We start from the raw sequence: 22,341 nt of genomic DNA, 5'->3' as shown, positions 1-22,341 counted from the left end.
CAGTCGAAGGCCACCCGACACGCCGCGGCCCCGCCCCCGGAGGACCGGGAACGGGGCCGCAGGAACCGCTTCGGGCGCCTACTCGCTGAGCAGCTTGGTGCCGGCGTCCGGCAGCGCGACGCCGTTCTTGTCGAAGAACTGCCACGAGGTGGTCTTGAGGCCGGGCCGCTCCGGGACCACCACCATGCGGTACGGGGAGTCCTCGACGACGACCGGCTTCGGCTCGGCGGCACTGCCGTCCGACCAGTTCACCACCACCTTGCCGACGTCCGGGCCGATGGCCAGCACCGCGAGCCTGATCGGCAGCGGGCCCGGCGTGCCGGACTTGGCCGAGGGCCCGAGGACGCCGCCGCTGAAGGTGTCCGCCATCCGCGGGTCGAGGTGCCCGGGCGCCGGGTAGCTGCCCTGCCGGTCGTACTTCTGCCGGGCCCCGTCCAGGGTGGCGTAGGTGTTGACGACGTCCTCGGTGGGCTGCCAGTACTGCTGGACGAACGCCTCCGTCGGCTTCTCGATCGACGGGTCGACCGCGTGGCGCTCCTCCCAGACCGCCACCGCCTGCGCGTACGCCTGCTCCTTCGGGGCGACCGGCCAGAGCGCCTCCCAGAGCTGCCACTCCTTGCCGTCGACGGTGCCCTGTCCGATCACCACCCGGACCGGCTTGAGCGGGTCCCGCACGCCGGTCGCCGTCTTCGTCGCCGCGGCGCCCGGGGCGGCCGACGCCTCCGCGCCCGGCACCAGCGGGAGGGCCCCGCCACTGCCGCCGGCCTGCAGGGCCTGCGCGGTCGAGCCGCTCCCGGCGAAGCCGTTCAGGCCCGCCACGGTGCCGCCGCCCAGGGCCACCACCGAGGCCAGCGCGAGCGCGCCGACCACCGTGCGGCGGCGGTTCCGGATCCGCCGCCCGCCGGCCAGGATGCCCTCGACCGGCACCGAGCCGATCTTCACGTCCGCCGCCGCCGCCGCGAGCCCGAGCTCGACCGCCATGTCCCCGCCCGGCATCTCGTTGTTCCCCGCGGTCATACCGCACCCCCCACATGTGTCATGTCCGTCAGTTCCTTCAGCCCCGCGGTGTGCCGCAGTCTCGCTATCCCCTTGGCCGCGTGGCTGCGCACGGCCCCTGTCGAGCAGCCCATCGCGGCGGCCGCCTGGCTGTCGGTCAGGTCCTCCCAGTGCCGCAGCACCACGGCCTGGCGCTGCCGGGGCGGCAGTGTCGCGAGCGCCGTCATCAGCACCCGGCGCTGGTCGGAGCGGGCGTACCCGTCCTCCCGCCCGGCCGTGTCCGGCACGGACTCCACCAGCACCTCGGGGGCCTGGCGCCGCCAGCGGCGGGCGTGCTGGTTGATCATGATGCGGCGCACGTAGCTGTGCGGGTCGTCGGCGCGGCGCACCTTCGACCAGGCCGCGCAGGTCCGCTCCGCCGCCGATTGGGCCAGGTCCTCGGCCGCGTGCTGGTCGCCGGTCAGCAGGTACGCCGTGCGCAGCAGCCAGGGCCAGGCGCCGACGATGAACGCCCGGAACTCGTCGTCCGGGCCGAGCTGTTTGTCACCCATGAACACCTCCTCGCCCATCAAGAGCCCGGCGGTGGGGCAAACCGCTTACTCCCGCCGCCGGTGGGGCCGGCGGCGGGGTCGCGGCCGTCAGTCCTCGGCCCGCTGCTCCTCCCGTCCGGCCGGCGCCCCGGCCGGGTCGGTCGAACCGCCGGCCACCATCCGGCGCAGTCGCCGCACGGCGTCCCGCCGCCGCGCCCGGCGCTCCTCGCCGCGGTCGATCCGCGGGTCGTCCTCGACCTCGTAGCGGCGCACGTAGGTGCCGACGAAGCCCTGCAGGGTGGCGGCGGCCGGGATGGCGATCAGCGCGCCGACCGCGCCGAGCAGCGCGGCGCCGGCGATCACCGCGCCGAAGGCGACGGCGGGGTGCACGTCGACGGTCTTGGCGGTGATCCTCGGGTGCAGCAGGTAGTTCTCGATCTGCTGGTAGACGATCACGAAGCCGAGCACCCACACCGCGTCCACCGGCCGGCCGGTGAGCGCGACCAGGACGGGCAGCGCGCCCGCCAGGTAGGTGCCGATGGTGGGCACGAACTGCGACATGACGCCGACCCAGACGCTGAGCGCGGCCGCGTACGGCAGTCCGATGATCGTGAAGAACGCCCAGTGTCCGAGCGAGGAGACCAGCGCCAGCACGGCCCGCGAGTACAGGTAGCCGCCGGTCTTGGCGAGCGCGATCTCCCAGGCGCGCAGCACCTCGGCCTGCTTGGAGGGCGGCAGCATCGAGCAGACGGTGCGCCGGACCCGGGGGCCCTCGGCGGTGAAGTAGAAGGTGAACAGGCCGACGGTGAACGCCTGGAAGAGCCCGCCGACGACGGTGCCGGTGACGCCCCAGACGTTGTCGGCGGCCTGCTGGGCGTACTTCTCGATGGTGCCGGAGTCCTTGAGCACCTGGTGCTGGAGCTGGTCGAGCGACAGCTCGGTGTGGAAGGTGCGGTTGACCCAGTCGATCAGGTCGTGGAGCATCTGCGGCAGTTTCCCGGCGACCTGGGTGACCTGGTCGACCATCAGGGTGCCGAGCGCGGTGAGGAAGGCGGCGACCGCCAGGCCGACGCCGATGAACACCAGGAAGGTGCCGAGGCCGCGGCGCACGCCGCGGGCGGCCATCCGGTCGACGGCGGGTTCCATCGCGAGCGACAGGAAGAACGCGACCAGCAGCATCACGAGCAGGTCGATCAGCTGGTGGAAGGCCCAGTCGGCGAGCTGGAAGAGGCCGACGCCGACCAGCGCGAGCAGCATCGCCTTGGGCAGCCAGCGCGGCATCGCGCCGCTGCCGGCGGCGCTGCGGCGCAGCTGGCGGGCGCCGGGGTCGGCGGTGTCGCCGCCGCTCTGCCGGCCCGGTTCGGGGCTCGTGGGGAGGTGCTCTTCGGACAGTCGGTCGGGGGTTTCTGCACTGCTGGACACCGGCCAAGTCTCACCCACCGGCCGGCGAATCGGGTCACCTCAGCCGATCTGACACTCCCTGGGTGACGCAGACCACGCGCCACACGTCCTTGGCCTCCCAGCCGGCGTCCAGCGCCTGGCGGACGGTGCGGCCGCCGAGGTCGGCCATCACGTGGTCCTGGGCGAAGGACTCCGCGTAGGTCTCGCCGAAGTGCAGGTACATGCGTCGCCAGAACTCGGTCAGCCTCATGCGCCCCAGTATCGGGCACCGGCGGGTCAGCGCGGCAGCGCCAGGATGCCCGCACCGTAGTAGTCGCGGTCCTGGCAGCCGATCGGGAGGGTCTGGACGCAGTTGCCGTCGGCGGCCTTGGCGAGGGCGACGGCGATCCGGTCCGGGTCCCAGTCGGGGTGCTGGGCGGCGACCACGGCGACGGCGCCGGTGACGTGGGCGGCGGACATCGAGGTGCCGGCCAGGGCGGCGTACTTGCCGCCGGGCCAGTCGGAGACGACGGCGCCGTCGGCGCCGCCGTCGGGGTCGCCGCCGGGTGCGCTGAGGGAGATCCGGCCGCGGCCGTAGTTGCTGTAGGAGGCGGGCAGGCCGTTGCGGTCGACGGCGCCGACGGTGACCACGCCGGGCAGCTCGCCGGGCAGCCGGATGCACTCGGTGCCGAGCTCGCGGTCCTGCGGGGGGCCGCTGGTGCGGTCGTTGGGGCTGCGGTGGTCGGGGCGGGCGCCGGTGAGGTCCTGGGCGTCGTTGCCGGCCGAGGCGACCACCACGGCGCCCTTGCGCTGGGCGTAGGCGACGGCGCGGCCGACGGCGGCGATCAGCGCGGCCTGGTCGGCGTCCTCGGGGCAGTTGTACTTCCACGGGTCGGCGAAGTAGCTGTCGTTGATGGCGCGGGCGCCGTGGTCGGCGGCCCAGAGCATGCCGCAGACGATGTTCTCCGCGTAGTACTGGCCGAGCGGGCCGAGCAGCCGGACGGCGGCGATCCGCACGCCGGGGGCGACGCCGGTGACGCCGTGGCCGTCGCGGGCGGCGCCGACGATGCCGGCGACGTGGGTGCCGTGGCCGCTCTCGTTGATGGCCTCGTCGGGCCGCCAGGCGCCGCTGCGGGCGTCGGGGCGGCCGTCGGCGCAGGAGGCGGAGGCGGCGGGGTCGACGGCGGCGCGCAGGTCGGGGTGGGTGTCGTCGACGCCGGAGTCGAGCACGGCGACGGTGACCTGGGACAGCTGCTGGGCGGTGGGCAGCGCGCCGGTGCGGTCGGCGGAGCGGTCGGCCGGGCGGTCCAGTGGCGGGTGCAGCAGGGCGGCGCGGCCGGGCGGGCGTTCGACGGCGCCGATCATGGCGAGGTTCCAGTCGTTGTGCTCGCCGGGGTCGGGGACGGTGGCGGTGCTGTCCTCCTGGCCCTCGGCGACGTCGGCGGCCGGGGCCCCGGGGCCGAACGCCGCGCCGGCCAGCGGCCGGGGCGGGGAGGGCACCGGGACGGTGCGGGTGGCGCCGACCGCGGCGGTCCCGGGCCGGCCGCGCAGCTTCTCGGCGAACCGGCCGCCGGCGTAGGCGAGCACGGCGCCGATCTGCGGATAGGCCTGCACGACCTGCCCGCCGGCCGCCCGGACCTGCTCGGCGGCGCGGTCGGCGCCCTGGGCGTCGGCGCGCTCGTCCAGCACCAGGTAGCTGAGGTAGGTGCCGTCGGTGCCGGTGACGTAGGGGACGGCTCCGCCGAGCAGCAGTCCGCAGAGCAGGGTCGCGCCGAACACGCGGACGCTGCGGCGCCGGGGGGCGCTGTCGGGGGCCTGGCTCACCTGCTCCATCGCGTGTTCTCCGCTCGTCGGCCGGGCCGGAGTCCCGTGGTGGGTGGGTCCGATTCCTCACCATATGAGCGATTTGTACGATTTGCTGTGCGGGTTGCGGCAGACGGTGACCGTCCCCCGGCCTGTCAGCCCGTCGGGGCACCATGGGTGCATGGCCACCTCCACCCCCGACGCGCCCGGCAGCCCGAACCCGCTGGACGGCTTCGCCCCGGCCACCCGGTCCTGGTTCACCGGCGCGTTCGCCGCCCCCACCGAGGCCCAGTCCCGGGCCTGGTCGGCGATCCGGCTGGAGACCGACGTGCTGGTGGTCGCCCCGACCGGCTCCGGCAAGACCCTGGCGGCCTTCCTGTCCGCCCTGGACCGGCTGAGCTCCACCCCGCCCCCGGCCGACCCCAAGCGCCGCTGCCGGGTGCTCTACATCTCCCCGCTGAAGGCCCTCGCGGTGGACGTCGAACGCAACCTGCGCGCCCCGCTCGCGGGCCTGCGGCAGGCCAGCGTCCGGCTCGGCCTGCCCGAGCCCGAGGTGCAGGTCGGCATCCGCTCCGGCGACACCCCCGCCGCCGACCGCCGCAAGTTCGCCACCCACCCGCCGGACATCCTGATCACCACCCCCGAGTCGCTGTTCCTGCTGCTCACCTCCGCCTCCCGGGAGGCCCTGCGCGGCATCGACACGGTGATCCTGGACGAGGTGCACGCGGTGGCCGGCACCAAGCGCGGCGCGCACCTGGCGCTCAGCCTGGAGCGGCTGGACGAACTGCTGGACCGCCCGGCCCGCCGGATCGGCCTGTCCGCCACCGTCCGCCCGGTCGAGGAGGTCGCCCGCTACCTCAGCCCGCAGCGCGGCGCGGCGATCGTCCAGCCCGGCAGCGACAAGCGCTTCGACCTGTCCGTGGTGGTGCCCGTCCCCGACCTCGCCGACCTGCCCGCCACCCCCGCCGAGGAGAGCGACCCGCAGCGGCAGTCCTCGATCTGGCCGCACGTCGAGGAGCGGATCGTCGACCTGGTGCAGGCGCACCGCTCGACCATCGTGTTCGCCAACTCCCGCCGCCTCGCCGAGCGGCTGTGCAACCGGCTGAACGAGATCGCCTACGAGCGGGCCACCGGCGCCCCGCTGCCCGAGTCGCACGCCCCCGCCGAACTGATGGGCGGCTCCGGCGCGGCCGCCGGCGCCCCGCCGCTGCTGGCCCGGGCGCACCACGGGTCGGTGTCCAAGGAGCAGCGCTCCCTGGTCGAGGAGGAGCTGAAGGCCGGCCGGCTGCCCGCCGTGGTCGCCACCTCCAGCCTGGAACTGGGCATCGACATGGGCGCCGTCGACCTGGTGGTGCAGGTCGAGTCACCGCCGTCGGTGGCCTCCGGCCTGCAGCGGGTCGGCCGGGCCGGGCACCAGGTCGGCGCGGTCTCCACCGGCGTGGTCTTCCCCAAGTACCGGGGCGACCTGGTGCAGTCCGCCGTGGTCACCGAACGGATGCGCACCGGCGGCATCGAGGCCCTGCGCGTCCCCCGCAACCCGCTGGACGTCCTGGCCCAGCAGCTGGTCGCGATGACCGCCCTGGACACCTGGGAGGTCGACGAGCTGCTCGCCGTCTGCCGCCGCGCCGCACCGTTCGCCACCCTGCCGCAGTCCGCGTTCGACGGCGTGCTCGACATGCTGGCCGGCCGCTACCCGTCCGACGCCTTCGCCGAACTGCGCCCCCGGGTGGTCTGGGACCGCGTCGCCGGCACCGTCGCCGGCCGCCCCGGCGCCCAGCGCCTCGCCGTCACCTCCGGCGGCACCATCCCCGACCGCGGCCTGTTCGGCGTCTTCATCGTCGGCACCACGGGATCCGATTCAAAAACGGGGAAAAAGGGCGGCGGCCGGGTGGGCGAGCTGGACGAGGAGATGGTCTACGAGTCGCGGGTCGGCGACGTGTTCACCCTCGGCACCACCTCCTGGCGGATCGAGGAGATCACCCACGACAAGGTGCTGGTCACCCCCGCCCCCGGCATCCCCGGCCGGCTGCCGTTCTGGAAGGGCGACTCGCTCGGCCGCCCGCTCGAACTCGGCCGCGCGGTCGGCGCGTTCGTCCGCGAGGTCGGCGCGATGGAGCCCGCCGCCGCCACCGCCCGGCTCCGCGAGGCCGGCCTGGACGACTGGGCGTCCGGCAACCTGCTCGCCTACCTCGCCGAGCAGCGCGAGGCCTGCGGCCACCTGCCCGACGACCGCACCATCGTGGTCGAACGCTTCCGCGACGAACTCGGCGACTGGCGGATCGTCGTCCACTCCCCGTTCGGCGCCCAGGTGCACGCCCCGTGGGCACTGGCCATCGGCGCCCGGCTGCGCGAGAAGCACGGCCTCGACCCGCAGGTGATGCACGCCGACGACGGCATCGTGCTGCGCCTGCCCGACGCCGACCTGCTGGCCGACTTCCCCTCCGGCATCACCGCCCCGCCCCCGGAGGAGGCCCCGGTCGGCGCCGACGCCGCCGTCTTCGACTCCGGCGACATCGAACAGCTCGTCACCGACCAGGTCGGCGGCTCCGCCCTGTTCGCCGCCCGCTTCCGCGAGTGCGCCGGCCGCGCCCTGCTGCTGCCCCGCCGCAACCCCGGCAGGCGCACCCCGCTCTGGCAGCAGCGCCAGCGCGCCTCCCAACTCCTGGAGGTCGCCGCCGAGTACGGCTCCTTCCCGATCGTGCTGGAAGCCGTCCGCGAATGCCTTCAGGACGTCTTCGACGTGCCCGGCCTGGTCGAGCTGATGCGCGACCTGGAGACCCGCGCCGTCCGCCTGGTCGAGGTCACCACCCCCGAGCCGTCCCCGTTCGCCCGCTCCCTGCTGTTCGGCTACGTCGCCCAGTTCCTGTACGAGGGCGACTCCCCGATCGCCGAACGCCGCGCCGCCGCCCTCTCGCTGGACTCCCGGCTGCTGTCCGAACTGCTCGGCCAGGCCGAACTGCGCGAACTGCTCGACCCCACGGTGCTCGCCGACCTGGAGGCCGAACTCCAGCGCCGCACCCCCGAGCGCCGCATCAAGGACGCCGAGGGCGTCGCCGACGCGCTGCGCCTGCTCGGCCCGCTCAGCGAGGGCGAACTCACCGACCGCGGCGCCGAAGCGCTGTGGGCCCTGGAACTCGAAGCGGCCCGCCGGATCATCCAGGTCCGGATCGGCGGCGAACTGCGCTGGTCCGCCATCGAGGACGCCGGCCGGCTCCGCGACGCCCTCGGCACCCCGCTGCCGGTCGGCGTCCCCGAAGCCTTCACCGAACCCGTCAAGGACCCGCTCGGCGACCTGCTGGCCCGCTACGCCCGCACCCACGGCCCGTTCACCGCCCACGCCGCCGCCGAACGCTTCGGCCTCGGCACCGCCGTGGTCACCGGCACCCTGCACCGCCTCACCGCCGCCGGCCGCCTGGTCCAGGGCGAGTTCCGGCCCGAGGCCACCGGCACCACCCCCGAATGGTGCGACGCCGACGTCCTGCGCCGCCTGCGCCGCCGCTCCCTCGCCGCCCTGCGCCACGAGGTCGAAGCCGTCCCGCCGAAGGCCCTGGCCGCGTTCCTCCCGCAGTGGCAGCACCTCGCCGGACACCGCCTGCGCGGCGCCGACGGCCTCTACCGGGTGGTCGAACAACTCCAGGGCACCGCCCTGCCCGCCTCCGCGCTCGAAAAACTGGTCCTGCCGGCCCGGCTCACCGACTACTCCCCCGGCCTGCTGGACGAACTGATGGCCGCCGGCGAGATCGGCTGGTCCGGCGCGGGCGCACTGCCGGGCAAGGACGGCTGGATCAGCCTCCACCTGCCGGAGAACGCCCACCTGCTGCGCCCCGAACCGCTGCCGCTCACCCCCGGCCCGATCCACACGGCTCTGCTGGAGGCCCTCACCGGCGGCTACGGCGCGTTCTTCCGCCAGCTCGCCGAACGCGTCCCCGACACCCCGGACGCCGAGATCGTCGAAGCCCTGTGGGACTTGGTCTGGGCGGGCTACGTCACCAACGACACCCTCGCCCCGCTGCGCAACCTCCTCGGCTCCGGCCGCACCGCCGGCGCGACCGCCCACCGGGCGCCGCGCTCCACCCCCCGCGGCCGCTACGGCGGCGCAGCCCGCGGCCTGGCCCGCCCCAGCTCCCGCTCCGGCCCGCCGACGGCGGCCGGCCGCTGGTCGCTGCTGCCCTCCTTCGGCGGCGAACCGACCGTACGCGCCGCCGCCCAGGCACAGGCCCTGCTGGACCGGCACGGCATCCTCACCCGCGGCACCGTCTCCGCCGAACGGATCCCCGGCGGCTTCGCCGGCGTCTACCGCGTCCTGGCCGCCTTCGAGGAACGCGGCAAGGCCCGCCGCGGCTACTTCGTGGAAGGCCTCGGCGGCGCCCAGTTCGCCATGGAGGGCGCCGCGGACCGCCTCCGCTCGGTCAACTCCCGCCTGGAGCGGGCGAACGGCGAATGGTCGGCGACCTCTCCTGCGGAGAGCCCGCAGGCCGTCGTACTGGCCGCCGCCGACCCCGCCAACGCGTACGGCGCGGCGCTGCCCTGGCCGGAGCCCCCGGAGGACACCACCGCCGCCCACCGCCCGGCCCGCAAGGCCGGCTCACTGGTCGCACTGGTCGACGGCGAGTTGGTCCTCTACCTCGAACGCGGCGGCAAGTCCCTGCTCACCTGGTCCACCGAAGGCCCCGCCGTCACCGCAGCCCTCGCCGCCCTGGCCCAACCCCTCACCATCGAACGCATCAACGGCCACCCGGCCCTCACCAGCCCCCTGGGCCCCCACCTGGAAGCGGCCGGATTCCACGCCACCCCGAAGGGCTACCGGATCAGGTAGCGGGAGCACCGCCGGGAAAGGAACTGCGCGACAAGCGCAAGGCCCGTCCGCAAGGTCGCGAACACGTGCAAATCATTCTCCTGCGTCGCGATCTTCCGGACGGGTGCGTTCCCCTTCCCGCAGTTCCCCGCGCCCCCGGTTGTTCTCCCCCGCTCTCGCGTGCACGGGAATCAGGCCCATCCCCCACCAACCGGCCGCGAGCATGCCGAGGGCGGCACCGCCGGAAATCGCGGTGCCGCCCGTGAGCAGCAGTATCAGACCCAGGCCGACCAGTGCCGTCGTGCCCAGCAGCAGCGCACTGCGCATCGTGCGCATTGCGACCCTCCTTCGCCCGGCGCCCCCCGGGAACGGGAGGCGGGTCGAGGTCCGGTCAGGCCGCCACCACGTCCATCGCCGCCTTGGGCGAGATGGATCCGGACCGGTCGACACCGGGGGCCGGCAGCGGAACCGGTTCGAGCACCGGCCTCAGCAGATCACCCTCGGAGAGGGTGGCCATCGCCGCAAGTTCGGCGAGCGACAGTTCGTCGCTGACCTCGCGCATGACCTCGGACATCCGCACGTCGAGTGCGTCGCAGATGGCGGAGAGCAACTCGGAGGACGCCTCCTTCTGACCCCGCTCGACCTCGGAGAGGTACCCGAGCGAAACCCTGGCGGCTGCCGACACCTCGCGGAGTGTGCGGCCCTGGCGCTGGCGCTGCCGACGCAGCACATCGCCCAGCAGGCGACGGAGCAGAATCATCGGTGCCTCCCTCCTCGGACTGCGGATCGAGATGTCACGACCCCACCGTACCGCCTTGTCCGTGTCCCGTGCGGGGACCGGGGTCGTGTTCACTCTGGGCTGCAAGGCGTCCCCTCCCCTGTTCTTCCCGTTCCGGGCCGTCGAACCACCCGTGACGGGCAGATGTCCGGCTCCGGACGCCCGGTCGACTCCCGGTCGACGCGGGGGCGGTCCGACCGGGGTCGTCCCGGCCGGAGCATCCGGTCTAACACGTTCCTCCATCGGGTGCGGCGGGTTCGCGGGTTTCGGCCCGCGGCCGCCGGCGCTCGGTGATGCTCAGCGGTCGGTGTCCGGTCCGGTCAGCCGGCGCAGCAGCAGGTCGAGCGCGGCTTCCACGGACTGGTGTCGGATCCTGTCACGCCCACCGGACAACCGGAGCGGGAGGGCTTCTGTTCCCCGCGCCCCGGCGAGGCCCACGTACACGGTGCCGACGGGCTGTCCGTCCTGCGGGTCGGGCCCGGCGACGCCGGTGGTGGCCAGCGCCCAGTCGGCGCCGAGCAGGTTCCGGACGCCCTCGGCCATCTGCCGGGCCACCACGGGGTGGACCGGTCCGCGGACGTCCAGCAGGCCCTCGTCGACGCCGAGCACGGACGCCTTGAGGTCGGTGGCGTACGCGGTGACCGAGCCGCGGAACACCGCGGAGGCGCCGGGGACGTCGACCAGGGTGGCGGCCAGCAGGCCGCCGGTGAGCGACTCGGCGACGGCCAGGGTGGCGCCGTCGGCCTCGAGCGCCGCGAGCAGGCGGGCGGCGAGCTCACTCACCGCGGCGCTCCCGGGCGATGCCCTCGCGGCGCAGCCGGATCGCCTGGACCACGTAGTCGAGGCCGGTGGCGACGGTGAGGACGACGGCGATCGCCATCATCACGGCGCGGCCGGTGGCCAGCGGGCCGGTGAGCACCAGGACGTACATGCCGACCGCGATGCCCTGGGTGAGGGTCTTCAGCTTGCCGCCGCGGCTGGCCGGGATGACGGCGTAGCGGATCACCCAGAACCGCATCAGGGTGATGCCGAGTTCGCGGGCCAGGATGACCGCGGTGACCCACCAGGGCAGGTCGCCGAGGATCGACAGGCCGATCAGGCCGGCGCCCATGATCGCCTTGTCGGCGATCGGGTCGGCGATCCGGCCGAAGTCGGTGATCAGGCCCTTGCTGCGGGCCAGCGCCCCGTCGAAGACGTCGGTGATCATGGCGACGGCGAACGCCGCCCAGGCGAACGCCCGCCACTTGGGGTCGTGCCCGCCGTCGGCGAACAGCAGGGCGACGAAGACCGGCACCAGCAGCAGCCGGAACATCGTCAGCACGTTGGCGATGTTCCACAGGCCGGGCTGCGGCGGGACGGCGGCCGGGGTCGGCCGGGTCTCGGCCGGGGCCCCCGGCCCCTTGGTCATACGTCGGCTCCGAGCAGCGTGATCGCCTCGGCGACCAGGTCGACGCCCTCGGTGCCGACCACGGTGGCCCGGTAGAACTGGCCGATCTCGGCGTCGTCGGCGCCGAGCAGGGTGGTCAGGCCGTCGGTCTCGGGGGCCTGGTGGGCGGCGCGGCCCTCGACCACGCCGTCCTCGATCGACTCGACCAGCACGGTGACCTCGCTGCCGACGCGCTGTTCGGCGCGCTGCGCGGTGAGCTCCTCGGCGAGCTTGGAGAGCCGGGTGACGCGGTCGTCGACCACGTCCTGGTCGAGCTTGCCGTCGTAGCCGGCGGCCTCGGTGCCGTCCTCGTCGGAGTAGCCGAAGACGCCGATGGCGTCCAGGCCGGCGTGCGTGATGAACCGTTCCAGCTCCGCGAAGTCCTCCTCGGTCTCACCGGGGAAGCCGACGATGAAGTTGGAGCGGGCGCCGGCCTCGGGGGCCTTGGCGCGGATCGACTCCAGCAGGCCGAGGAACTGCTCGGTGGAGCCGAAGCGGCGCATCCGGCGCAGTACGGCGGGCGCCGAGTGCTGGAAGGACAGGTCGAAGTAGGGCATGACCTTCGTGGTGCCGGTCATCACGTCGATCAGACCGGGGCGCATCTCGGCGGGCTGCAGGTAGCTGACCCGGACCCGCTCGATGCCCTCGACGGCGGCGATCTCGCTGAGCAGGGTCTCCAGCAGTCGGATGTCGCCGAGGTCCTTGCCGTAGGACGTGTTGTTCTCGGAGACCAGCACGACCTCGCGCACGCCCTGGCCGGCCAGCCAGACGGCCTCGTTCAGCACGTCGCTGGGACGGCGGGAGATGAAGGAGCCCCGGAAGGCGGGGATGGCGCAGAACGAGCAGCGGCGGTCGCAGCCGGAGGCCAGCTTGATCGAGGCGACGGGGGCGTCGTCGAGACGCTTGCGCAGGGTGCGCGGGCCGGAGGCGGGGGCGAGGCCCTCGGGGAGGTCCTCGGGGGTGCCGTGGCCGGGCAGGGCGACCTCGGCCGCGGCGGCCTGCCGTTCGACGGGGGTGAGCGGGAGCAGCTTGCGGCGGTCGCGGGGCGTGTGGGCCTCGACGTGGCCGCCGGAGAGGATGGTGTTCAGGCGGGTGGAGATGTCGGCGTAGTCGTCGAAGCCGAGGACGCCGTCGGCCTCGGGGAGGGCGTCGGCGAGTTCCTTGCCGTAGCGCTCGGCCATGCAGCCGACCGCGACCACGGCCTGGGTACGGCCGTGGCCCTTGAGGTCGTTGGCCTCCAGCAGGGCGTCGACGGAGTCCTTCTTGGCGGCCTCGACGAACCCGCAGGTGTTGACGACGGCGACATCGGCTTCGCTGGCGTCGTCGACCAGCCGCCAGCCATCGGCCTCCAGTCGCCCGGCGAGTTCCTCGGAGTCGACCTCGTTGCGGGCGCATCCGAGCGTGACCAGGGCGACAGTGCGGGGTTCAGGCATGACGCCAAGATTAACGCGCGCCCCCCGGTGGAGTTCCCCCCGGAGGGCGCGCGGTTCGATCGAGCGGCCGGATCAGCCCGCCTGCGGGTCGCCCGGGGTGTAGGTGAGGTGCACCACCTGGCCGTCCTGACCGGCCGGACCGAGGTCCTTGCCGTTGACGAACAGGTGCACGGCCCCGGCGTTGCCGATCACCAGAGTGATCTTCTTCGGGTCGGTGAAGGTCTGGTCCTGGCCGGCTTCCAGGTTGTTGGAGAACAGCGACTTCCCGCTGCCGTCCTTGGCGGTGACCCAGCTCTTGTCCTGCCCGGCGACCAGCTTGACGGTGACCTTGTCGGCGGGGGCGCCGGCCACCGCCCCGGCGCCCGCCTCGGGGGCGGGCGGCTGCGCGGAGGCCTCCAGGGTGGCCGGGGCGGAGACGCCGGAGGGCAGCGGGGCGCTGGCCGCGCCGGGCCCGTTGCCGGCGGGGGACGAGGAGCCGACCAGGTTGTAGCCGATCAGCACGACCACCGCGACGATCGCGGCGACCATCGCGCCGGTCCAGTTCGGGCGGCGGTGGTCCTTGACCGTGACCGGCCCGACGTCGAACAGCCGGGTGGCGGACGCGCCGCCCCCCCCGTGCTCGGCGTCGTAGCGGGCGACCAGCGCCTCGCCGTCCAGGCCGACCTCGCGGGCCAGCAGCCGCAGGTGGCCGCGGGCGTAGAAGGCGCCGCCGCAGCGGTCGAAGTCGTCGGCCTCGACGGCGTGCACGATCGGCACCCGGATCCGGGTGCGGGTGCTGACCTGGTCGACCGTCAGGCCGGCGTCGATCCGGGCCCTGGCGAGCAGCCGCCCGATGCTCGGCCCGTCGGCGGCGTGACTCTGCTCCGCGGGGTGCTCCGGAGCGGCGGAGCCGGGCGCGGAAGGGCCGGGGGCGGAACGGCGGGGGGACTTGCCGATGGTCACTGGGCACGCCTTTCGAGCGGAGGCCACCTGCTGAGGAACCAGTCTAGGGGTGGTGCCGTAACGTTTCTCAACCGGAGGGGGCCCGAACGTGCCACAGTTCTGCTACTGAAGTTGACGGGTGGTCACCTCGCTTTCCGGCCATCGGGACCACCCGTCGCTCACCCCCGCAGGGTGATCAGCACGCCGTCCAGCTCGTCCGGTTTGACCAGCACGTCGCGGGCCTTGGAGCCCTCGCTGGGGCCGACGATGCCGCGCGACTCCATCAGGTCCATCAGCCGGCCGGCCTTGGCGAAGCCGACCCGGAGTTTGCGCTGGAGCATCGAGGTGGAGCCGAACTGGGTGGTGACGACCAGTTCGACGGCCTGCACCAGCAGGTCGAGGTCGTCGCCGATCTCCTCGTCGATCTCCTTCTTCGGGCCGGACCCGACCACCACGTCGTCCCGGTAGCGGGCCGCCAGCTGGTCCTTGCAGTGCTGGACGATCTTGGCGATCTCCGCCTCGGTGACGAACGCGCCCTGCATGCGGACCGGCTTGGAGGCGCCCATCGGCAGGAACAGCGCGTCGCCCTTGCCGATCAGCTTCTCCGCGCCGGGCTGGTCGAGGATGACCCGGGAGTCGGCCATCGCCGAGGTGGCGAAGGCCAGCCGGGACGGCACGTTGGCCTTGATCAGGCCGGTGACCACGTCCACCGAGGGTCGCTGGGTGGCCAGCACCAGGTGGATGCCGGCGGCGCGGGCCAGCTGGGTGATCCGGACCACCGAGTCCTCGACGTCGCGCGGGGCGACCATCATCAGGTCGGCCAGCTCGTCGACGATCACCAGCAGGTACGGGTAGGGGGTCAGCTCGCGTTCGCTGCCCAGCGGCGGCTGCACGGTGCCGGCCCGCACCGCGGCGTTGAAGTCGTCGACGTGCCGGAAGCCGTAGGCCGCCAGGTCGTCGTAGCGCATGTCCATCTCGCGCACCACCCACTGGAGGGCCTCGGCGGCCTTCTTCGGGTTGGTGATGATCGGCGTGATCAGGTGCGGGATGCCCTCGTAGGCGGTCAGCTCGACCCGCTTGGGGTCGACCAGCACCATCCGCACCTCGTCGGGGGTGGCGCGCACCAGCACCGAGGTGATCAGGCAGTTGATGCAGGACGACTTGCCCGCGCCGGTGGCGCCGGCCACCAGCACGTGCGGCATCTTCGCCAGGTTGGCCATCACGGTGTGGCCCTCGACGTCCTTGCCCATGCCGACCACCATCGGGTGGGTGTCCTCGGCGGCACTGCGCGAGCGCAGCAGGTCGCCGAGGGTGACCATCTCGCGGTCCCGGTTGGGGATCTCCACGCCGACCGCGGACTTGCCGGGGATCGGCGAGATGATCCGCACGTCGGGGGTGGCCACCGCGTAGGCGATGTTCTTCGCCAGCGCGGTGATCCGCTCGACCTTGACGGCGGGGCCGAGCTCGACCTCGTAGCGGGTGACCGTCGGGCCGCGGCTGAAGCCGGTGACCTTGGCGTCCACCTTGAACTCGGCGAACACGCCGGTGAGCTGGGCGACGATGTCGTCGTTGACCTGCGAGCGGGCCTTGGCCGGCGCACCGCGCTCCAGCAGGTCCAGCGACGGCAGGGCGTAGGTGATGTCGCCGGCCAGCTGGAGCTGTTCCATCCGGGCCGGGGCCTCGCCGTGGCCGTCGGGGGCCCGGTCGGCGGGCGCCTCGGACGGCCAGGGCTCCTCGGGCGGCACCGTGTTGTCCTTGACCTGCCCGACCACGCTGGCCACCGCCGGCGAGCCGGCCACGCCGAACAGCAGCGCGCCGTCCACCAGGTCGGCGGCGACGCCGGCGGCCAGGTCGCGGGTCTGGTACGGGTCCTTCTCGAAGGAGACCGGCGCGGACTCCGCCGGGTCCGACTCGGCCTGCTTCCGGCGGCGGCGCCTGGGGCGGGCGTCGTCGTCCTCGATGGTGATCGGCAGCGCGTCCGGGTCGGCGTCCTCCGGCGGGGCGGTGGAGTACTCCCGGTCGTCGGCGCCCGGCCCGGCGTCCTCGAACTCGCCGGGCAGCGGCTCGGCGACGCCCAGGCGGACACCCAGCAGGCGCAGGCGCTGCGGAATGCGCTTGATGGGGGTGGCAGTGACCACCAGCAGGCCGAAGACGGCGAGCAGCAGCAGCAGCGGAACGGCCAGCAGCGGGCCGGCGGCGGCCATCATCGGGGTGGATCCGGCCCAGCCGATCAGGCCGCCGGCCTGCCGGATCCGGGTGGCGCCGGAGCCCATGGCGGGCGCGCCGCAGCCGATGTGGACCAGGCCGAGCACGGCGACCACCAGCGCGGTGAGGCCGATCACTATCCGGCCGTTGGCCTCGGGCATGTCGGGGTGGCGCATCAGCCGCAGCGTCATGGCGCCCAGCAGGAAAGGCACCAGCACGTCGAGGCGGCCGAACAGGCCGGAGACCACGGCGGTGGCGGCCTCGCCGAACCAGCCCTGCGGGGTGAACCAGGTGCCGGCGGCGGTCACCAGGGTGAGCGCCAGCAGCAGCAGCGCCACGCCGTCCCTGCGGTGCTCCGGGTGCAGGTTGCGGGCGCCGTGCCCGTAACTGCGGAAGACCGCGCCGATGGCGTTGGCCAGGCCCAGCCAGATCCGTCGGACGGCCCGGAAGAGTATCGGCCGGGGCGGCGGCGCGGGCGCCGCGGCCGCCTTCTTGGTCGGGGACTTCTTCGCCGGGGCCTTCTTGGCGGCCGGTTTGGCCGCGGCGGCCTTCTTCGCCGGTGTCTTCTTGGCCGGCCCGGGCTTGCTGGTGCGTGCGGCGGCGCTTCCGGGCGTTCGTGTGGCCATGGAGGGCAGCCTACCGGCGCAACCCGGCCCCGGACATGCGCGGGAGCACTTCGGCGGGTTGCGCCGTCGACGCGCCGTCAGCGGCCCGTGAACCACCCGGACGAGTGACGCTGACGGCCGCTCAGTTTGCGCCGGGGCGCAGTGCGTCCAGGGCCCGGCGCAGGCCGACCAGTTTGCGCTCCAGGTGGGCGGCGGTCGCGGCGGCTCCGGCGCTGTCGGCAGTGGCGTCGAGCTGCTTGGTGAGCGCCTCGGCCTGTTCCTCGACGGCGGCCAGCCGGGCCGACAGCTCGCCGAGCAGCGCCCCGCCGATGGCCGGTTCCTCGTCCGTCTCCAGTTGCAGGCGCAGCAGCGCGGCCTGCTCCTTGAGCTGGGTGTTCTTCTGGTAGAGGTCGACGAAGACGGAGACCTTGGCGCGCAGCACCCACGGGTCGAAGGGCTTCGAGATGTAGTCGACCGCACCGGCCGCGTAGCCGCGGAAGGTGTGGTGCGGACCGTGGTTGATCGCGGTCAGGAAGATGATCGGAATGTCCCTGGTCCGCTCGCGACGCTTGATGTGCGCGGCGGTCTCGAAGCCGTCCATGCCCGGCATCTGCACGTCCAGCAGGATGACCGCGAAATCGTCGGTGAGAAGTGCCTTGAGCGCCTCCTCGCCGGAGGAGGCGCGCACCAGTGTCTGGTCGAGCGCGGAGAGGATCGCCTCCAGGGCGAGCAGGTTCTCCGGACGGTCGTCGACCAGGAGGATCTTCGCCTTCTGCACCAGGACCCGCCCTCCTGCCGGTTGTTTCCCCAGAGCGGGCACCTTCGTGCCGCCCATCACTGCCCCGGTCATGCTAGCCGTACCCCCTTGCCCGCCACAGGCCCGGTGCCGGGCGTCACCGTCCGGTCACTGTTGGCAACGACGGGTGACCTTACCGGGTTCCCGGCCGGGGCCGCCAGCGCGGGCGGCCCCGTCGGGCGGCGGTTACCTGACGGGCAGGTGCTGGCGCATCACCGCCAGCAGGTGGTCGGTCTCCACGGGTTTGGTGATGTGGTCCGTGGCGCCGGCCTGCAGGCTCTTCTCCTTGTCGCCCTTCATCGCCTTGGCGGTCAGCGCGATGATCGGCAGCCCGGCGAACCGGGGCATCCGGCGGATCTGCTCGGTGGTCGCGTAGCCGTCCAGCTCCGGCATCATGATGTCCATCAGCACCAGGGCGACGTCCTCGTGCTGTTCGAGCATCTCGATGCCCTCCCGGCCGTTCTCGGCGTACAGCACGGTCAGGCCGTACTGCTCCAGCACACTGGTGAGGGCGAACACGTTGCGGATGTCGTCGTCGACGATCAGCACCCGCTCGCCGTCGAAGCGGATCGGGGCGCCGGTGTTGGTGCGGACCGGCTCGCCCTGGCGCGGGATGGTCTCCTCGGCCGGGCGCGGGGCCTCCTCGGGGCGGGCGGCGCGGCGGCGCTCCAGGGTGGAGCGGCGGCGCTCCTCGACCAGCCCGCGGGCCTCCTGGGTCCACTGCTCGGCGGGCGTGCGGGAGGGCTCCAGGGCGCGCGGCGCGGCGCCGCGCTCCAGGGCCACCGGCTCCGGGCCCTCGCTGCGCAGCGGCAGGTAGAGGGTGAAGGTGGAGCCCCCGCCGAGTTCGCTGGCCACGTGGATCTCGCCGCCCAGCAGCCGGGCGATCTCCCGGCTGATGGACAGGCCGAGGCCGGTGCCGCCGTACTTGCGGCTGGTGCCGCCGTCGGCCTGCTTGAACGCCTCGAAGATCTCCCGCAGCTTGTTGCCGGGGATGCCGATGCCGGTGTCGGAGACCGAGAAGGCGATCAGCTGCTCGTCGGGGTCGCCGATGGTGCCGGTCTCCAGCAGTTGCTCGCGCACGTGCTGGGGGGTGTCCGGACCGGACACCGGGCGGATCATCAGCTCGACCGCGCCGGCGTCGGTGAACTTCACCGCGTTGGACAGCAGGTTGCGCAGCACCTGCTGGAGGCGCTGCTCGTCGGTGTGCAGGGTGATCGGCAGGTCCGGGGAGACCCGGACCGCGAAGTCCAGGTTCTTCTCGGCGGTGAGCGGCCGAAACGCGGCCTCCACGTAGTCGACCAGCTGGACCAGGGCGATCCGGGCCGGGCGGACGTCCATCTTGCCGGCCTCGACCTTGGACAGGTCGAGGATGTCGTTGATCAGCTGGAGCAGGTCGCTGCCCGCGCCGTGGATGGTCTCGGCGAACTCGACCTGCTTGGCGGACAGGTTGCCCTCGTTGTTGTCGGAGAGCAGCTTGGCCAGGATCAGCAGCGAGTTGAGCGGGGTGCGCAGCTCGTGCGACATGTTGGCGAGGAACTCGCTCTTGTAGCGGGAGGCCAGCGCGAGCTGTTCGGCGCGCTCCTCGAGGATCTGCCGGGCCTCCTCGATCTCGCCGTTCTTGATCTCGATGTCGCGGTTCTGCTGGGCGAGTTGCTCGGCCTTCTCCTGCAACTCCTCGTTGGTGCGCTCCAGTTCCTCCTGCCGGGCCTCCAGTTCGGCGGAGCGCATCGACAGTTCGGCGGTCAGTCGCTGGGATTCCAGCAGCAGGCCCTCGGTCTTGGTGTTGACCGAGATGGTGTTGACGGTGACGCCGATCTGGTCGGCGATCTGGTTCAGGAAGTCCAGCGCGACGGTGGTGAAGCTGGAGAAGGTGGCGAGTTCGATGACGCCGAGCAGCCGGTCCTCGAACAGCACCGGCATCACCACCACGTGCGCCGGGGAGGACTCGCCGAGGCCGGAGGAGATCTTCAGGTACCCGGGCGGGGTCTCCTTCAGCACGATCGGCCGCTTCTCCACCGCGGCCTGCCCGATCAGGCCCTCGCCGAGCCGGAAGGTGGTGGGCATGGTGCGCCGGTGGTAGCCGTAGGAGCCGATCAGGCGCAGCACGATGTCGTTCTCGTCGTCGTCCTCGGTGACGAGTTCGGCGGTGCGGCCGGCGGGCTGGGCGAGGAAGAACGCGCCGTGCTGGGCGGAGACCACCGGGGTGAGCTCGCTCATGATCAGCGAGGCGACGGCGGACAGGTCCCGGCGGCCCTGCAGCAGGCCGGACATCCGGGCCAGGTTGGACTTCAGCCAGTCCTGTTCCTTGTTGGTCCGGGTGGTCTCGCGCAGGTTGGCGATCATCTGGTTGATGTTGTCCTTGAGCTCGTCGAGCTCGCCGGACGCGTCCACGTTGATCCGCAGCGACAGGTCGCCCCTGGTGACGGCGGTGGCGACCTGGGCGATCGCGCGCACCTGCCGGGTCAGGTTGTTGGCGAGTTCGTTCACCGACTCGGTGAGGTCCTGCCAGGTGCCGGCCACGCCGGGGACGCGGGCCTGGCCGCCGAGCCGGCCGTCGGTGCCGACCTCGCGGGCGACGCGGGTGACCTCGTCGGCGAACGCGGACAGCTGGTCGACCATGGTGTTGATGCTGGTCTTGAGCTCCAGGATCTCGCCCCGGGCGTCCACGTCGATCTTCTGCGAGAGGTCGCCGCGGGCCACCGCGGTGATGACGAGCGCGATGTTGCGGACCTGGCCGGTGAGGTTGTTGGCCATCAGGTTGACGTTCTCGGTCAGGTCCTTCCAGATGCCGGCCACGCCCGGCACTCCGGCCTGGCCGCCCAGCATGCCGTCGGTGCCCACTTCGCGGGCGACGCGGGTCACCTCGAAGGCGAAGGCCGAGAGCTGGTCGACCATGGTGTTCAGGGTGTCGGCGAGCGCCGCGACCTCGCCGGCCGCGTCGACGGCGATCTTCTTGGACAGGTCGCCGCGGGCCACCGCGGACGCCACCTCGGCGATGTTTCGCACCTGGGAGGTGAGGTTGGACGCCATCAGGTTGACGTTGTCGGTCAGGTCGCGCCAGATGCCGGACACGCCGGAGACCCGGGCCTGGCCGCCCAGCATGCCGTCGGTGCCGACCTCGCGGGCCACGCGGGTGACCTCGTCGGCGAACGCGGACAGCTGCTCGACCATGGTGTTGACGGTGGTGACGAGCTCGCGGATCTCGCCCTTGGCGTCGACGGTGATCTTCTTGGAGACGTCGCCGCGGGCCACCGCGGTGGTCACCTCGGCGATCGAACGCACCTGGCTGGTCAGGTTGTTGGCCATCAGGTTCACCGAGTTGGTGAGGTCCTTCCAGGTGCCGGAGACCCCGGGCACGCTGGCCTGGCCGCCGAGGATGCCCTCGGTGCCGACGTCCCGGGCGACCCGGGTGACCTCGTCGGCGAACGCCGAGAGCTGGTCGACCATGGTGTTGATGGTGTTCTTGAGCTCCAGGATCTCGCCGCGGGCGTCCACCTGGATCTTCTGCGACAGGTCGCCCTTGGCCACCGCGGTGGTCACCTGCGCGATGCCGCGGACCTGCGAGGTGAGGTTGTTCGCCATCGAGTTGACGTTCTCGGTCAGGTCCTTCCAGACGCCGGCCACGCCCGGCACCTGCGCCTGCCCGCCGAGGATGCCCTCGGTGCCGACCGCCCGCGCCACCCTGGTCACCTGCTCGGCGAAGCCGGACAGCTGGTCGACCATGGTGTTGATGGTGTTCTTGAGTTCGAGGATCTCGCCGCGCGCGTCGACCTCGATCTTGCGCGACAGGTCGCCCTTGGCGACCGCGGTGGTCACTTCCGCGATGTTGCGGACCTGCGCGGTCAGGTTGGCGGCCATGAAGTTCACCGAGTCGGTCAGGTCGCGCCACACGCCGGCGACCCCCGACACCTGCGCCTGACCGCCCAGCCGGCCCTCGGTGCCCACGTCGCGGGCCACCGTGGTGACCTGCGCGGCGAAGGAGTTGAGCTGGTCCACCATGGTGTTGACGGTGTTCTTCAGCTCCAGCATCTCGCCGTCGACGTCGACGGTGACCTTGCGCGACAGGTCGCCGCGGGCCACCGCGGTGGTCACCTCGGCGATGTTGCGCACCTGCGCGGTCAACCGACCGGCCATGGTGTTGACGGAGTCGGCGAGGTCCTTCCAGGAGCCGGAGACGCTGCGCACCCGGGCCTGCCCGCCGAGCTTGCCCTCGGTGCCGACCTCGATCGCCACCCGGGTCACCTGCTCGGTGAACTCGCTGAGCTGGTCGACCAGCCCGTTCACGGTCCGGCCGACCTTCAGGAACTCGCCGCGCAGCGGGTAGCTCGCGCCGGTGGTGTGCACCGAGCGCAGCTCCATGGTCTGCGTCAGGTCGCCCTCGGCGATCGACGACAGCACCCGGCCGACCTCGGCCATCGGCCGGGCCAGGTCGTCGATCAGCGCGTTGCAGTTGTCGACGGCCGCCATCCAGGCGCCTTCGCCGACGCCGGTCTCCAGCCGCTCCGACAGCCGGCCCTCGCGGCCCACCGCGCGCCGCACCCGGGCCAGTTCACCGGTCAGGTGCTGGTTGCGTTCGGCGACCTCGTTGAACACCGCGGCGATCTCGGCCAGCAGGCCGTCGCCGGGAAAGGTCAGCCGGCGGCGGAAGTTGCCGTCGCGCATCGCGGTGAGCG

At 73.0% G+C, this 22,341-nt stretch carries 15 protein-coding genes; 1 reads left to right on the top strand and 14 read right to left on the bottom strand.

Annotated elements, in window-relative coordinates; translation table 11 throughout:
• Nucleotides 1-78: 78 nt before the first annotated feature.
• The 5 genes from CG736_RS32780 to CG736_RS32760 form a co-directional block, all read right to left on the bottom strand.
• On the bottom strand, nucleotides 79-1,017 hold the full coding sequence (locus CG736_RS32780; RefSeq protein ID WP_100589765.1) for a hypothetical protein: 939 nt from the start codon (nucleotides 1,015-1,017) through the stop codon (nucleotides 79-81).
• The gene (locus CG736_RS32775) at nucleotides 1,014-1,547 is read right to left on the bottom strand and encodes a SigE family RNA polymerase sigma factor (protein ID WP_100589833.1); all 534 of its coding nucleotides are present in this window, start codon (nucleotides 1,545-1,547) and stop codon (nucleotides 1,014-1,016) included. The genes CG736_RS32780 and CG736_RS32775 overlap by 4 nt, the downstream gene beginning before the upstream one ends.
• Before the next feature lie 87 nt (nucleotides 1,548-1,634).
• Complete coding sequence (locus CG736_RS32770) at nucleotides 1,635-2,948, bottom strand: AI-2E family transporter (protein ID WP_369880795.1); 1,314 nt, start codon at nucleotides 2,946-2,948, stop codon at nucleotides 1,635-1,637.
• Nucleotides 2,949-2,982: 34 nt separating this feature from the next.
• Entirely contained in the window at nucleotides 2,983-3,177 is a 195-nt protein-coding gene (locus CG736_RS32765; RefSeq protein WP_043909767.1) for a DUF3046 domain-containing protein, read from the bottom strand.
• 26 nt (nucleotides 3,178-3,203) lie between these two features.
• Entirely contained in the window at nucleotides 3,204-4,739 is a 1,536-nt protein-coding gene (locus tag CG736_RS32760; RefSeq protein ID WP_100589764.1) for a S8 family serine peptidase, read from the bottom strand.
• 151 nt (nucleotides 4,740-4,890) lie between these two features.
• On the opposite strand from CG736_RS32760, the gene CG736_RS32755 reads away from it, so the two are divergent.
• Nucleotides 4,891-9,525, top strand: coding sequence for an ATP-dependent helicase (locus tag CG736_RS32755; RefSeq protein WP_198520692.1), 4,635 nt, complete (start codon nucleotides 4,891-4,893; stop codon nucleotides 9,523-9,525).
• A gap of 72 nt (nucleotides 9,526-9,597) precedes the next feature.
• Here CG736_RS32755 and CG736_RS32750 read toward each other — a convergent pair whose 3' ends face one another.
• The 9 genes from CG736_RS32750 to CG736_RS32710 form a co-directional block, all read right to left on the bottom strand.
• On the bottom strand, nucleotides 9,598-9,840 hold the full coding sequence (locus CG736_RS32750; protein WP_100589762.1) for a hypothetical protein: 243 nt from the start codon (nucleotides 9,838-9,840) through the stop codon (nucleotides 9,598-9,600).
• 55 nt (nucleotides 9,841-9,895) lie between these two features.
• Nucleotides 9,896-10,264 carry a helix-turn-helix domain-containing protein gene (locus tag CG736_RS32745; protein ID WP_030457965.1) on the bottom strand — a complete coding sequence of 123 codons (369 nt, stop codon included), beginning with the start codon at nucleotides 10,262-10,264 and terminating at the stop codon, nucleotides 9,896-9,898.
• Between the two features lie 315 nt (nucleotides 10,265-10,579).
• Complete coding sequence (locus tag CG736_RS32740; protein ID WP_198520691.1) at nucleotides 10,580-11,065, bottom strand: CinA family protein; 486 nt, start codon at nucleotides 11,063-11,065, stop codon at nucleotides 10,580-10,582.
• Nucleotides 11,058-11,690, bottom strand: coding sequence for a CDP-diacylglycerol--glycerol-3-phosphate 3-phosphatidyltransferase (pgsA, locus tag CG736_RS32735; protein WP_100589761.1), 633 nt, complete (start codon nucleotides 11,688-11,690; stop codon nucleotides 11,058-11,060). The genes CG736_RS32740 and pgsA overlap by 8 nt, the downstream gene beginning before the upstream one ends.
• Nucleotides 11,687-13,141, bottom strand: coding sequence for a 30S ribosomal protein S12 methylthiotransferase RimO (rimO, locus tag CG736_RS32730; protein WP_100589760.1), 1,455 nt, complete (start codon nucleotides 13,139-13,141; stop codon nucleotides 11,687-11,689). Before rimO ends, pgsA begins: the two co-directional genes overlap by 4 nt.
• A gap of 72 nt (nucleotides 13,142-13,213) precedes the next feature.
• The gene (locus CG736_RS32725) at nucleotides 13,214-14,083 is read right to left on the bottom strand and encodes a helix-turn-helix domain-containing protein (protein WP_232734336.1); all 870 of its coding nucleotides are present in this window, start codon (nucleotides 14,081-14,083) and stop codon (nucleotides 13,214-13,216) included.
• A gap of 158 nt (nucleotides 14,084-14,241) precedes the next feature.
• Nucleotides 14,242-16,893 carry a DNA translocase FtsK gene (locus CG736_RS32720; RefSeq protein WP_100589758.1) on the bottom strand — a complete coding sequence of 884 codons (2,652 nt, stop codon included), beginning with the start codon at nucleotides 16,891-16,893 and terminating at the stop codon, nucleotides 14,242-14,244.
• 121 nt (nucleotides 16,894-17,014) lie between these two features.
• The gene (locus CG736_RS32715; RefSeq protein ID WP_043912221.1) at nucleotides 17,015-17,653 is read right to left on the bottom strand and encodes a two-component system response regulator; all 639 of its coding nucleotides are present in this window, start codon (nucleotides 17,651-17,653) and stop codon (nucleotides 17,015-17,017) included.
• Nucleotides 17,654-17,854: 201 nt separating this feature from the next.
• Nucleotides 17,855-22,330: a HAMP domain-containing protein gene (locus CG736_RS32710; protein ID WP_100589830.1), complete on the bottom strand. Its 4,476-nt coding sequence runs from the start codon at nucleotides 22,328-22,330 to the stop codon at nucleotides 17,855-17,857.
• Between the last annotated feature and the right edge of the window lie 11 nt (nucleotides 22,331-22,341).

It is taken from the genome of Kitasatospora sp. CB02891 (assembly GCF_002803145.1).
Classification (GTDB): Bacteria; Actinomycetota; Actinomycetes; order Streptomycetales; family Streptomycetaceae; genus Kitasatospora; species Kitasatospora griseola.
The sequence above is the reverse complement of the archived record's forward strand: the minus strand, read 5'-3'. Positions and strand labels throughout refer to the sequence as shown.